Below are 12274 nucleotides of genomic sequence, written 5' to 3'. Positions count from 1 at the left end.
GGTTGTGACTGAGTCAGGCGAACCGGACGAAGGGCGAGAGCTTCCCGAGTCGGATGAGGCGCGCAGGGCGCGAGGGTTGCCGCCCGAACCGAGCATTCCAGGGAAGGCGCCGAGCGTGAGACCGCCGAAGCCGGTCTCGGTGGCCTTCTGGTTGTACGTGCTGGCAGGGCTCGTTCTCATCGCCGCGTTCGGTTACACGCTGACGCAGCAGGAGACCGTGGCGCAGGCGTTGATCGACCTCAACACCACGGAGAACCTCGACGAGGAACAGATCAGGTCCGGCGTCAGCACGCTGTTGTGGACGCTGTTCGTCGGCGCGGTGGTGTTCGCGGTCCTGTTCGCACTGTTCGGCTGGAAGGCGAGGGAGGGCGCGCGCTCGGCACGCACCATCCTGACCGTGCTCGCCGCGATCACCCTGCTGCTACAGGTGCTGCTCTTCCCCACCAGCGTGCCGATGCTTGCCGCCTCGTTCCTGGCCGTGGTGGCCACGGCACTGCTGTACCTGCCGAGTGTGACCGGGTACTTCCCCCGCCAGGGGCCGCCTGCCGGAGGGCAGCGCTGAGCGCGGACGTGCGCTACCACGAGAACGGTGCGAGCGGGTGGGCGCTGACCTGGGGCCCGCTGTTCGCGCTGTCGGGTTACGGCCTCGAACTGTTCTCGGGAGCGGGAACCAACGCGGTGCTGTGGCTCTCGGTGGGAGCGGGCCTGGCCGCGCTGACGGCACTGTGGGTGTACGCGCGGCGCAGGTTTCTGAGTGTGCGCGTCACCGACGACGCGTTGTGGCTGGGTGGCGAGCGCCTTGCTCTCGCCGACATCGCCGAGGTGGACGACGTGGACGCACCGCTGGGCACGCGCGTGCTCGGCGGCGCGCTCGGAGTGCCGCGCACGTTCTGCGAGGTCCCGCTGCGGCTTTCCGACGGTGCGGTGGTGCTCGCCTGGGCACGCGACGGTGCCGCCCTGCGCGAGGCGTTGCGGGAAGCGGCGGGCCGGACCGAGGGCACCGGGAACTCGGCTGATCGAGAGGCTTCGGGGGACGGCGGGACCGAGACCGGGACCGCGTGACCCGGCGTGAGAAACTGCCCGCCGTGACCGACGCTGCCGACTCCGACCGCCTGCACCAGCCGTGGCGCCTCGCGGTGGCAGCGGTGGAGGCGGTGCTCGCGCTGGCGGCGGGCTGGGCCGCGACGTGGTGCTGGCGAGCCGCTGTGACACCTGTGACGGTTCACGCCGACGACGGCACCGAGTTGGTGTCGCACGTGTACGAGGGCAGTTGGGTCGGGCTCGCCTTCGCCTCCGCCGCCGTCGCGGGTGTGCTGCTCGTGGACGGCTCGCGGCAGACCGTTCTCGGAGTGCGGACCAGGCGGCGCCGGAGGAGACGTCCGTCTCGCCGTGCCATGACAGCCGACACACCAGCGGACACCCGCTGAGGAGCCTTTGCGAGACTGGGGGGCGTGACAGGAGCAGTCGAGCAGTCCAAGTCCTGGTTCGCGCGGGCGAGCGCCGTCACACCGGGCGGGGTGAACTCGCCGGTGCGGGCGTTCGCGGCGGTCGGCGGAACCCCGAGGTTCATGGTGCGCGGCGAGGGTGCGTACCTGTGGGACGCCGACGGCAACCGCTATGTCGATCTGGTGGCCTCCTGGGGCCCGATGATCCTCGGCCACGCGCACCCCGAGGTGGTGGAGGCCGCGAGGACGGCCGCGTCGTCCGGACTGTCGTTCGGCACGCCGACGTCGGGTGAGGTGGAACTCGCCGAGGAGATCGTCAGGCGTGTCGAGCCGGTGCAGCGGGTGCGGCTCGTGAACTCGGGCACCGAGGCCACGATGAGCGCCATCCGGCTGGCCAGGGGATTCACCGGCCGCAGCAAGATCATCAAGTTCGCGGGCTGCTACCACGGGCACGTGGATGCCCTGCTGGCACAGGCTGGATCCGGGGTCGCCACGCTGGGACTGCCGACCTCGCCCGGTGTCACGGGCGCGCAGGCGGCGGACACTCTGGTGCTCCCCTACAACGACCTCGACGCCGTGCGGGCGGCGTTCGCGGAGAACCCGGACTCGATCGCGGCGGTGATCACGGAGGCTGCGGCAGGCAACATGGGCGCCGTCGCCCCGAAGGAGGGCTTCAACGCCGGGTTGCGCGAAGAGGCCCACGAACACGGCGCGCTGCTCATCATGGACGAGGTGATGACCGGCTTCCGCGTCTCGGCCTCGGGCTGGTACGGCCGCGAAGGCGTCGCCGGTGACCTCTACACCTTCGGCAAGGTGATGTCGGGCGGCCTGCCCGCGGCCGCGTTCGGCGGAAGGGCCGACGTGATGGAGCGGCTCGCACCGACCGGGCCGGTGTACCAGGCGGGCACGCTGTCCGGAAACCCTGTCGCCGTCGCGACCGGATTGACGACGCTGCGGCTCGCAGGCGAGTCCACCTACCGTGCGCTTGACGCCAACGCCGAACGCCTCGGCACCCTGCTGGGCGGCGCACTGGACGCGGCAGGGGTCGCGCACACCGTCTCGTATGCGGGCAACCTCGTCGGCGTGTTCTTCACTGACCAGCCGGTGACCGACTACGCCGGTGCAGCGGCGTCGGAGACCTGGCGCTTCAAGCCTTTCTTCCACGCGCTGCTCGATGCGGGCGTGTACCCGCCGCCGAGTGCCTTCGAGGCGTGGTTCGTCAACGCCGCCATGGACGACGCCGCCTTCGAGATCATCGAGGCGGCGCTGCCGGGAGCCGCGGAGGCCGCTGCGAAGGCGGAGCGCCCGTGAGCACGACCGTGAACCGGGGCACCCGCACCGTCGTCCACCTGCTGCGGCACGGCGAGGTGCACAATCCGGACGGCGTGCTGTACGGCCGCATGCCCGGATACCGGCTTTCCGAGCGGGGACGGCAGCAGGCGCTGCTCGTCGCGGAGGCCCTTTCGTCTCACCGGCTCGCGCACGTGGTCGCGTCGCCGCTGGAGAGAGCGCAGGAGACGGCGACGCCCTCGGCTGCGGCGCATCGGCTGGACGTCGCCACCGATGAGCGTCTCATCGAGGCGGACAACCAGTTCGAGGGGCTGAAGGTCAGTGTCGGTGACGGCGCGCTGCGCAGGCCGGAACACTGGCCGAAGCTGCGGAACCCGCTGCTGCCGTCGTGGGGAGAGCCCTATCTGGAGATCGCCCACCGCATGCTGGGCGCCGTGCACGCGGCCCGCGCCGCAGCCGAGGGACAGGAGGCGCTGTGTGTGTCGCACCAGCTTCCGATCTGGACCCTTCGCCGGTACCTGGAGGGCAAGCGGCTATGGCACGACCCGAGGCGGCGGCAGTGCTCGCTGGCCTCGCTCACCAGCTTGGTGTTCTCGGACGAGCAGCTCGTGGACATCGTCTACAGCGAACCGGCAGGCAGTACCGACCCGAGGGTGACCGGAGCATGAGATCGGGGCGCGTCAGGGCCGGGCTGGTCGCCGCTGTGACGGCGATGGCCGTGGCGCTCACCGGCTGCGCCACGGGCGACGACGCCGTGGCGAGTGGCGGTGACTTCAGTTTCGTCGCTCCCGGAGGCAAGTCCGACATCTACTACGAGGGCGAGCAGCGTCAGCGACTGCCCGAGGTGGCTGGTGAGGACCTGTTCGACGAGGGCAAGCGCCTTTCGGCGGCGGACTACAAGGGCAAGGTCCTCGTCATCAACATCTGGGGCCAGTGGTGTGGTCCGTGCCGCACGGAGGCGCCCGAGATGCAGAAGCTCTACGAGGAGCACGCCGACGACGGCGTTGTCGTGCTCGGCATCGACGTGCGCGACCACGACCGTTCGGCCCCGCAGGACTTCATGCGCGACCGTGGGCTGACCTATCCGTCGATCTACGATCCGTCCGGCCGGTCACTGGTGAATCTCTCCGGCTACCCGCGCAGTGTCGTGCCGTCCACCATCGTGGTGGATCGGCAGGGACGGGTCGCCGCCGTGTTCCTGCGAGACCTGCTCGCCGAGGACCTGCGCCCGCTCGTCACGCGGCTCGCCGGGGAGAAACCGTCCTGACGGTCGCGGCCGGTCTTTCTCCGCGCTGCCTGCCTCGCCGCGGGGCCATGGGCGGACCGGCTGGTGGGACCGTGACATCGGTGTTCGCGGTCGTCCAGCTCACTCGCCGCACCAGCCAGTGGGCTCGGCACGAACCCCATTCCCTACGCTGAGGCGCGTGAATGCGGTAACCGAGCTGGCGACGACCGGGCCGCTGCTGCTCGCCGCCGGGCTTTCGCTGCTCGCCGGCGCGATCTCGTTCGCCTCGCCCTGCGTGGTCCCCCTCGTGCCCGGCTACCTCGCCTATCTGGCGGCACTCGTCGGTGCCGACGCCCCCGCCGTCAGCGTGGATGAGGAGCGCAAGAAGGGACGACTCGCCGTCGTCGGCGCCGCAGGGCTGTTCGTGCTCGGGTTCACCGTGGTGTTCACCGCAGGCGTCGGCGGGCTGGTGTGGCTGGCCGATTCCCTGTGGGCCAACCAGGAATTGTTGCAGCGCGTCGGCGGTGTGGTGATCATCGCGATGGCGTTCGTGTTCCTCGGCTTCATCCCGATGCTCCAGCGCGACGTCCGCATCCACCGGATTCCCAGGGCGGGACTGTGGGGCGCGCCCGTGCTCGGCGCCGTGTTCGGTCTCGGGTGGACCCCGTGCATCGGCCCCACCCTCTCCGGCGTTCTGATGATCGCCACCAGCAGCGGCGCGACGGGAGCGAGGGGAGTGTTCCTCGTCCTGCTGTACTGCCTGGGGCTCGGCCTGCCGTTCGTGCTGCTCGCGGCGGGAGCCCGCTGGGCGGTGGGCGCCACCGACTGGCTTCGCCGCAACGGCCGCACGGTGCAGATCTTCGGCGGTGTGCTGCTGCTCGTCGTCGGGGTGCTCCTGGTGACCGGCCTGTGGGCCGATCTCACGAGCTGGATGCGGGACGCCTTCATCACGGACACGAGGTTGCCGCTGTGAGCGACGAGACCATCACGACGAGGTCGGAGACCTCGGAGTTCTCGGAGACGTCGGAGATGTCGAAGACGTCGGAGCCCTCGACGGAGTCCGGACGGGAGCGGCCCGCCTACCGCAGGACGCCGGTTCGCGCGGCGCTCGCCTTCCTGCGCAACACCTGGCGCGGGCTCACATCCATGCGCACGGCGCTGGTGCTGCTGTTCCTGCTGGCTGTGGCGGCACTGCCCGGCGCGTTGCTGCCGCAGTGGGACCTCAACGCCGCCAAGACCGAGTCCTACATCGCCGAGCGCGGCTGGTGGGGCGAGCTGCTCGACCGGCTCCAGTTCTTCGATGTCTACTCCAGCGCCTGGTTCTCGGCCATCTACCTGCTGCTGATGGTGTCGCTGATCGGCTGTCTCGTGCCGAGGACGGGCGAGTACCTCCGCGCCATGCGCGCGGGCCCCGTACTGACGCCGAGGAACCTGTCGAGGCTGCCTCACCACCTCAGGACCGAGGTCGAGGCCGATCCCGACGAGGTGCTCGACGCGGCGCGGCGCAGGCTGCGCGGCTGGCGGATCTCGGAGCGAACGGAGCCAGATGGTGCCCGCACGATCAGTGCCGAGCGCGGCTACCTGAGGGAGACCGGCAACCTGCTCTTCCACTTCGGGATGCTCGGCCTCATCGCCACGTTCGCGATCGGCGCGATGTACTCGTACGAGGGTCAGGTCATCGTCCACGCCGACGGTCACGAGTTCTGCAACTCCGGCGTCTTCGCCTACGACTCGTTCGACCCCGGCCTCCGGGTGGACGGCACCCAGCTCTCGCCGTTCTGCGTGCGTGTGAACGACTTCGACGCGACCTTCACCGACGCGGGCCAGCCGATCAGCTACGAGGCCGACATCCAGTACCAGGCGGGCGGGGACCTGACCACGGGAGCCTGGCGCGACTACCACCTTGAGGTCAACGAGCCGCTGCGCACGGCAGGCGACCGCGTGTACCTGCTGGGACACGGCTACGCGCCGACGTTCACGGTGACCTGGCCCGGCGGCGAGTCGCGCACACAGACCATCCAGTGGCGTCCCACCGACCAGACGACGCTGCTCTCCCAGGGCGCGACGAAGTTCGACCCGCCCGGTGTCACCGACTCGGAGCAGCGCAGGAAGAACCAGTTGGCGATCACGGGCCTCTTCGCCCCGACCGCCGCTTTCCACGGCACGATCCTCTCGTCGTCGTTTCCGGACCTCACCGACCCTGCGGTGGCGATCGATGTCATGCGTGGCGAACTCGGGGTTGACTCGGGGCGTTCGCAGTCCATCTTCGAGATCGATCAGCGCATGGTGGACAGCGGCAGGTTGAGCCGCGTGGCCCGCGAGAATCTGCGGGTCGGGGAGAGCGTCACGCTCGACGACGGCACCACGATCAGCTTCGACGGCGTGCGGCGGTGGGTGTCCCTCCAGGTGTCGCACGATCCGACGCAGGGCTGGATGCTCGCGTTCTCCATCGTCATGTTCGCGGGCCTCGGCGCGTCGCTGGCCGTCAAACGGCGCCGATTCTGGGTCAGGGTGAGGCAGGACGACACCGCGAACACCGCCGAAACCGACAGCACCGCCGCCGAGCCCGATCTCCGACGCGCTGTAGTAGAGTTGGGCGGGCTCGCCCGCACCGACCAGGCCGGGTACGGCGAGGAGTTCGCCGTCCTCGCGCGGGACGTCCTCCAACGCCTGCCACAGGAGAGAAAGGCACGCTGATGCCGGTGAACGAGACGCTGTCGCAGTACAGCGACTGGTCCTACACCACATCCGTCGTGGTGTACGTGCTGGCGATGATTTTCTTCCTCGTCGAGCAGTCCTTCGGCAAGCACGGCGTTCGCGCGGCCGAACGGACCCGGACCAGGCAGCTCGTCGGCGCCGGTGGGGGCTCGGTCCCCGGGTCTCCTGTGGACTCCCCAGCTCAGGCGGGCACCGGCGGGCCGGGCACTCCGCCGAGGAGCAGGACAGAGCGCATCGGCCGCATGGGCGCCGCACTCGCGATTCTCGGCGTCGCCCTGCATCTGACGGCGTTCGTGCTTCGCGGCCTCGCCACCAGCCGCATGCCGCTCGGCAACATGTACGAGTACATGATGGCCATCACGCTGGTGACCGTGGCCGCGTGGCTGGTGATGATGCGCAAATACCGCATCCGGCACCTCTCGGCGTTCTTGCTGCTGCCCGTCGTGATCCTCATGTTCATCGGCGGCACCATGCTGTACGCCGTCGCCGCTCCCGTGCAGCCCGCGTTGCAGTCCTACTGGCTCGTGATCCACGTCACGGCGGCCGCGGTGAGTTCGGGTGTCTTCCTCGTGCCCGGTGTGGCGAGCATCCTGTACCTGATCCGGTCGGCGTACGACAGGGACCCGGTGAAGTTCGGCAAGCTCGGCCCCAAGCTTCCCGCCGCCGATGTGCTCGACAGGGTCGCCTACCGGACCACCGTGTTCGCGTTCCCGGTGTTCACCTTCGGCATCCTGTGCGGCGCCGTGTGGGCGGAGGCCGCGTGGGGCCGCTTCTGGGGCTGGGACCCGAAGGAGACGGTCGCCTTCATCGCCTGGGTGGTCTACGCCGCCTATCTGCACTCCCGCGCCACAGCGGGCTGGCGGGGTACCCGCGCCGCGGTGATCAACGTGATCGGTTTCGCGGTGACCGTGTTCAACCTGTTCTTCGTCAACCTCGTCTCGACGGGTCTTCACTCGTATGCCGGAGTCGGCTGACGTTCTCGCGCCGCTGCGGCTACCGTCGCACGTGTGAAGCGTGAGGGGGACGCTCGGCAACCCATCGGAGGACTGACGCGGTGACCGCATCCCACGAACGCGGCGGGCAGGATCATCCGCTTTATTCCGACGCGAGCACGGACTCGACGCCCCACCCGGCGATGGCGAGCGGGCAGCAGCCGCAGCAGGCCGGGTGGCCCGGCGCCATGCCGCCTGCTCCGCCGCAAGCTCCGTACGGAGTGCAGGCACAACAGGCACAACAGGCGCAGCAAGGGCCGCCACTCCCACAGCCACAGCATCCGCCACCGCCACCGCATCCGGCAGGCTATCCGTATCCCGGGCTCGACAGTGCGCGGTTCGTGCGCAAGCCGAAGCGCGCACCCCGGTCGGGCTGGCGCAAGGCGCTGTACCTGGCGTCGGGCACCCTGATCAACCCCGGTGAGAGCCCCGAGGAACGGCGGCGCGGGGAACTCGTGTCGCGGGTGAACCAGCCGCTGCGTGGCTGCCACCGCATCGCGATGCTGAGCTTGAAGGGCGGGGTGGGAAAGACCACCACCACGACGACGCTGGGGTCCACGTTCGCGTCACTGCGGGGCGACCGCGTCGTGGCGATCGACGCCAACCCCGACGCTGGCACTTTGTCACAGAAGATCCCGATCGAGACCACGGCGACGGTGCGGCACCTGCTCCGCGACGCGGACCGCGTCACGCGCTACAGCGACGTGCGCTCCTACACCTCGCAGGGGCCGAGCAGGCTGGAGATCCTGGCATCCGACGCCGATCCCGCAGCCTCCGAGGCATTCTCCGAGCAGGACTACCTGCGTGTGGTGTCGGTGCTGGAGCGCTTCTACAACATCGTGCTCACCGACTGCGGCACCGGCCTGATGCACTCGGCGATGAAGGGTGTGCTGGACAGCGCCGACACGCTCGTGGTGGTGTCCTCGGGTTCGCTGGACGGCGCGCGCAGCGCCTCGGCGACACTCGACTGGCTCGATGCGCACGGGTACGGCGACCTCGTAGCGCGCTCGGTCGCGGTCATCAACTCGGTGCGCCCCAAGGCGGGCTCGGTTGATCTGGACAAGCTGGCCGCGCACTTCGCGGCGCGCGTGCGCGCGGTGGTGCGTATCCCGTTCGATCCGCATCTCGAAGAGGGCGCGGAGATCGAACTCGACCGGCTTTCTGGGGGTACTCGGGCGGCGCTGCTGGAACTCGCCGCGACGATCGCCGACGGCTTCGGGCCAGAGGCGATGCCGCTGCTGCGCTGATCCGGACGGCGGCGAAGCCGGTGTTCGGGGTGAGTGTCAGCTCCCGCCGTGCTCGCCGTCCTTACGCTTCTTCTTCTGCTGTTCGGAGAGACGACGCAGGAACTCGGGGTCGTCGTCCGGCGCGACCGGGGCCTGCCGCGTGGTCACGCCGACGCGGTCGGCACCGAGAATGCGCCACAACAGGACAGCGATAGTGACGGCGCCGATCGCCGCGAGCAGGTAGATCATGCTCGCTCCCTTCGGTGTGTCGCGCAGGTGACCACACTAGCGCACCCGAGATTAACCCTTTTGTCCATTGCGCGTGCCGGGTGCTGCTCGGGGTGTCCTTCGCGGCGGCAGGGACCGGCGAGGCAGGCGAAGGACACCCCGAGCAGGGTCAGTTCCGAGGACGTTCACTCGCGTCCGTGGTCAGCTCGGCAAGGAGCTGGTTGACCTCGGACTCGCGAAAACGACGATGGCCCCCAGGGGTGCGAATCGATCCGATCCGGCCCGCGGTAGCCCAGCGCGTCACCGTCTTCGGATCGACTCGGAACAAAGCGGCGACTTCGCCCGGCGTCAGAAGCCGGCCTCCAGTGCTCGCGGTCACTCTTCGCCTCCTTCACTCTCGGAGATCACAATCGTGTCACTTCACCCGCTGAGTACTCGAACGGTTGTCCATGAGTAAAGAGGTAGTAAGGGACAAACGGTGCTGTTCGGGCGCCACCGGTGTCGTCGGGAAGACGGCGTAGCCTCTGAAAGCGTGAGCGACCGCCCATCCGACACGCTTGTCCGTGATCTCACCCTGTACGTGCTCGCCCGGTTCGTGCTCGTCGCGGTGATCGCGGCGATCCTCGTGGTGGCCAGGGTTCCTCTGCTCGTCGGCCTCGTCATCGGGCTGGTCGTCGGGCTTCCTCTCGGCCTGCTGCTCTTCCGGTCCCTCAACGCGAGGGTGACCGAGGGCCTCGCAGCGCGTAACGCGCACCGGGCCGCTGAGCGCGCGCGCTTGCGTGCCGAGTTGCGTGGCGAGACGTTCGAGGCGGGCGGTGACGACGAGCCCTCGGGAGAAACCGAGCGCAGTGACACCGCGGGCGCCGCCGACACCACAGGTCGCGCCGACACCGCCGAACGCGCGGGCACCGCCGAGCGCATCGACAACGGTGACGCCGGTGACGCCGCTGACGCCGGTGACGCCGCTGACGCCGGTGACGCCGCTGACGCCGGTGACGCCGCTGACGCCGGTGACGCCGCTGATTCCCCTGACTCCGCTGGCCACACCGGCGACACCGACGGTGCCGGCCGCAGCGGCACGGAGACCGACGAGACGCCGGGGACACGGTGATGGTGAACACAGGCAACGATGACTGGGTGCGCGAGGCGGTCCGCATCATCGAGGCGGACGCCAACCGCAGTGCGGACACTCACCTGCACGTCTTCCCGCTGCCTCCCGAATGGGGCATCGACCTCTACCTCAAGGACGAGTCCGTACACCCGACGGGCTCGCTCAAACACCGGTTGGCGCGGTCGCTGCTGCTCTACGGGCTGGTGAACGGCCGGATCGGTCCCGAAACGGTGCTCGTCGAGGCGTCGAGCGGCTCGACGGCGGTGTCGGAGGCGTACTTCGCGCGGATGCTCGGACTCGACTTCATCACCGTGGTGCCGAGGAAGACGAGCCGCGAGAAGATCGAGCTGATCGAGTTCTACGGCGGGCGCTGCCATTACGTCGATCGGGCTCCCGACATGTACCCCGAGGCCGAGCGGCTCGCCGCCGAATGCGGCGGCCACTACCTCGACCAGTTCACCTACGCCGAGCGGGCCACCGACTGGCGCGGCAACAACAACATCGCGGAGTCGGTGTTCACACAGTTGCGTTCCGAGCGGCACCCCGTGCCGTCCTGGATCGTGGTCGGGGCAGGCACGGGCGGAACGAGCGCGACGTTCGGCCGGTACGTCCGGTATCGCAGGCACGCCACGAAGGTCGCCGTCGTTGACCCCGAGAATTCCGCGTTCTACGGCGCGTGGCAGACGGGAGTCCGCGACTACCAGACGGGCATGCCGTCACGCATCGAAGGCATCGGAAGGCCGAGGGTGGAGCCGTCGTTCGTCCCCGAGGTGATCGACGAGATGATCCAGGTCCCCGACGCGGGGTCGCTGGCGGCGATCCGGTTCCTGCGAGGCCACACCGGTCACTGGGCGGGTGGCTCGACGGGCACCAACCTCTACGGCGCGTTCACGCTCATCTCGCGGATGCTGGAGCGCGGTGAGCACGGCAGTGTGGTGACGTTGCTGTGTGACGGTGGCGAGCGCTATGCCGGGACCTACTACGACGACACGTGGCTCGCCGAGCGAGGCCTCGACATCGAGCCGCACCTGAAGGCGTGCGAGCGGTTCCTGGAAACCGGGGTGTTTCCCGGCTGACACAGTCAGTGATGGGGTGGTGAACACGGCTGACGCGGCGCCTTCCCCGGTCAGCCGTGTTCAGCGATGAAAGGCCTACAACGGTGAACCCGCCACCGCGAGCGCGGCGCCGGTGAGCACCGCCCAGGCGAGCATGGCGAAACCCGTGTCCCTCAACACCGGGATGAGGTCGAGCCCGTCCCGCCCTCGTGTGATCGTGCGTACCGGTGTGATCAGCAACGCTCCGGCCAGCAGGCCGATGAGTGTGACGGGGTGCGCGAGGCCGAGCGTGACCGTGACGACGAACGGCGCGGTGACGAGTATCAGGTACAACCGGCGGGTGCCCGCGTCGCCGAGCCGGACGGCGAGGGTGATCTTGCCGGCGACGCGGTCGGTGGGAATGTCGCGCAGATTGTTGGCCACGAGCACCGCCATGGACAGCGACCCGACGGCGACCGCAGCGCCGAGAGCCTCCCAGCTCACCCCGCCTGCCTGCACGTACACGGTGCCGAGCACGGCGGCAAGGCCGAAGAAGACGAACACCGCGACCTCGCCGAACCCGGCGTAGCCGTAGGGGCGCGAACCTCCCGTGTAGAACCACGCTCCGGCAAGGCACGCGGCCCCGGCCGCGATCAGCCACCACTGGCCGGTCACCAGCACCAGCACGAGCCCGAACAGCGCGGCAGCCGCGAACGACGCCAGCGCGGCGGCCAGAACCGCCTTTGGTGACGCGGCACCCGAGCCCACCAGCCGCAACGGGCCGACGCGCTCCGCATCGGTTCCCCTGACGCCGTCGGAGTAGTCGTTGGCGAAGTTCACACCCACGATCAGCCCCAGCGCGACGAGCAGCGCCAGCAAGGAACGCCACCACGAGAAGGCGTCGAGTTGTGCCGCCGCGCCACAGCCTGCCAGCACGGGGGCGACGGCGTTGGGCAGCGTGCGCGGTCGTGCCCCCTCGATCCACTCACCGACGGTTGCCATGCG

General features: G+C 69.4%; 15 protein-coding genes. 12 read left to right on the top strand and 3 right to left on the bottom strand.

All coding sequences use genetic code 11. The features are described 5' to 3' along the window. The first annotated feature begins 4 nt into the window (after positions 1-4). From SACXIDRAFT_RS08465 to SACXIDRAFT_RS08420, 10 genes are all read left to right on the top strand, one after another. A complete protein-coding gene (locus tag SACXIDRAFT_RS08465; protein ID WP_040922094.1) occupies positions 5-562 on the top strand; it encodes a hypothetical protein in 558 nt (185 codons plus the stop codon). Positions 563-570: 8 nt separating this feature from the next. Beyond that, on the top strand, positions 571-1062 hold the full coding sequence (gene mce1N / locus SACXIDRAFT_RS08460) for a transport-regulating membrane protein Mce1N (RefSeq protein WP_006238129.1): 492 nt from the start codon (positions 571-573) through the stop codon (positions 1060-1062). A 23-nt stretch (positions 1063-1085) separates the two neighbouring features. Further along, positions 1086-1427, top strand: a complete 342-nt coding sequence (locus SACXIDRAFT_RS08455) for a hypothetical protein (protein ID WP_232285272.1) — start codon at positions 1086-1088, stop codon at positions 1425-1427. Between the two features lie 24 nt (positions 1428-1451). After that, positions 1452-2756 (top strand): glutamate-1-semialdehyde 2,1-aminomutase, encoded by a 1305-nt coding sequence (gene hemL, locus SACXIDRAFT_RS08450; protein ID WP_006238127.1) that lies wholly within the window; start codon positions 1452-1454, stop codon positions 2754-2756. Positions 2757-2764: 8 nt separating this feature from the next. Further along, on the top strand, positions 2765-3403 hold the full coding sequence (locus SACXIDRAFT_RS08445; protein WP_040922542.1) for a histidine phosphatase family protein: 639 nt from the start codon (positions 2765-2767) through the stop codon (positions 3401-3403). Further along, on the top strand, positions 3400-4002 hold the full coding sequence (locus SACXIDRAFT_RS08440; RefSeq protein WP_006238125.1) for a TlpA disulfide reductase family protein: 603 nt from the start codon (positions 3400-3402) through the stop codon (positions 4000-4002). The genes SACXIDRAFT_RS08445 and SACXIDRAFT_RS08440 overlap by 4 nt, the downstream gene beginning before the upstream one ends. 157 nt (positions 4003-4159) lie before the next feature. Then, positions 4160-4933: a cytochrome c biogenesis CcdA family protein gene (locus SACXIDRAFT_RS08435; protein WP_006238124.1), complete on the top strand. Its 774-nt coding sequence runs from the start codon at positions 4160-4162 to the stop codon at positions 4931-4933. A gap of 56 nt (positions 4934-4989) precedes the next feature. Continuing rightward, on the top strand, positions 4990-6657 hold the full coding sequence (resB, locus tag SACXIDRAFT_RS08430) for a cytochrome c biogenesis protein ResB (protein WP_040922541.1): 1668 nt from the start codon (positions 4990-4992) through the stop codon (positions 6655-6657). Then, positions 6657-7652 carry a c-type cytochrome biogenesis protein CcsB gene (ccsB, locus tag SACXIDRAFT_RS08425; RefSeq protein ID WP_006238122.1) on the top strand — a complete coding sequence of 332 codons (996 nt, stop codon included), beginning with the start codon at positions 6657-6659 and terminating at the stop codon, positions 7650-7652. The genes resB and ccsB overlap by 1 nt, the downstream gene beginning before the upstream one ends. 80 nt (positions 7653-7732) lie before the next feature. Beyond that, entirely contained in the window at positions 7733-8917 is a 1185-nt protein-coding gene (locus SACXIDRAFT_RS08420) for a MinD/ParA family ATP-binding protein (RefSeq protein WP_006238121.1), read from the top strand. A gap of 36 nt (positions 8918-8953) precedes the next feature. Here the strand turns inward: SACXIDRAFT_RS08420 and SACXIDRAFT_RS08415 are convergent, their stop codons facing one another. Together SACXIDRAFT_RS08415 and SACXIDRAFT_RS22335 are read right to left on the bottom strand one after the other, a co-directional pair. Beyond that, a complete protein-coding gene (locus tag SACXIDRAFT_RS08415) occupies positions 8954-9145 on the bottom strand; it encodes a hypothetical protein (RefSeq protein WP_006238120.1) in 192 nt (63 codons plus the stop codon). A gap of 148 nt (positions 9146-9293) precedes the next feature. Then, on the bottom strand, positions 9294-9503 hold the full coding sequence (locus SACXIDRAFT_RS22335) for a BldC family transcriptional regulator (protein WP_005443050.1): 210 nt from the start codon (positions 9501-9503) through the stop codon (positions 9294-9296). A gap of 153 nt (positions 9504-9656) precedes the next feature. Here SACXIDRAFT_RS22335 and SACXIDRAFT_RS23540 point away from each other — a divergent pair, with 153 nt between their 5' ends. Both SACXIDRAFT_RS23540 and cds1 read left to right on the top strand, forming a co-directional pair. After that, positions 9657-10235, top strand: a complete 579-nt coding sequence (locus tag SACXIDRAFT_RS23540; RefSeq protein ID WP_232285271.1) for a DUF4229 domain-containing protein — start codon at positions 9657-9659, stop codon at positions 10233-10235. Next, complete coding sequence (gene cds1 / locus SACXIDRAFT_RS08405; RefSeq protein ID WP_006238118.1) at positions 10235-11311, top strand: L-cysteine desulfhydrase Cds1; 1077 nt, start codon at positions 10235-10237, stop codon at positions 11309-11311. Before SACXIDRAFT_RS23540 ends, cds1 begins: the two co-directional genes overlap by 1 nt. 75 nt (positions 11312-11386) lie before the next feature. On the opposite strand, the gene SACXIDRAFT_RS08400 is transcribed toward cds1, so the two are convergent. Then, complete coding sequence (locus tag SACXIDRAFT_RS08400; protein ID WP_040922093.1) at positions 11387-12271, bottom strand: 1,4-dihydroxy-2-naphthoate polyprenyltransferase; 885 nt, start codon at positions 12269-12271, stop codon at positions 11387-11389. Positions 12272-12274: the final 3 nt, after the last annotated feature.

This window comes from Saccharomonospora xinjiangensis XJ-54, assembly GCF_000258175.1.
Taxonomy (GTDB): domain Bacteria; phylum Actinomycetota; class Actinomycetes; order Mycobacteriales; family Pseudonocardiaceae; genus Saccharomonospora; species Saccharomonospora xinjiangensis.
This window is presented reverse-complemented; position numbering and strand designations above follow the sequence as displayed.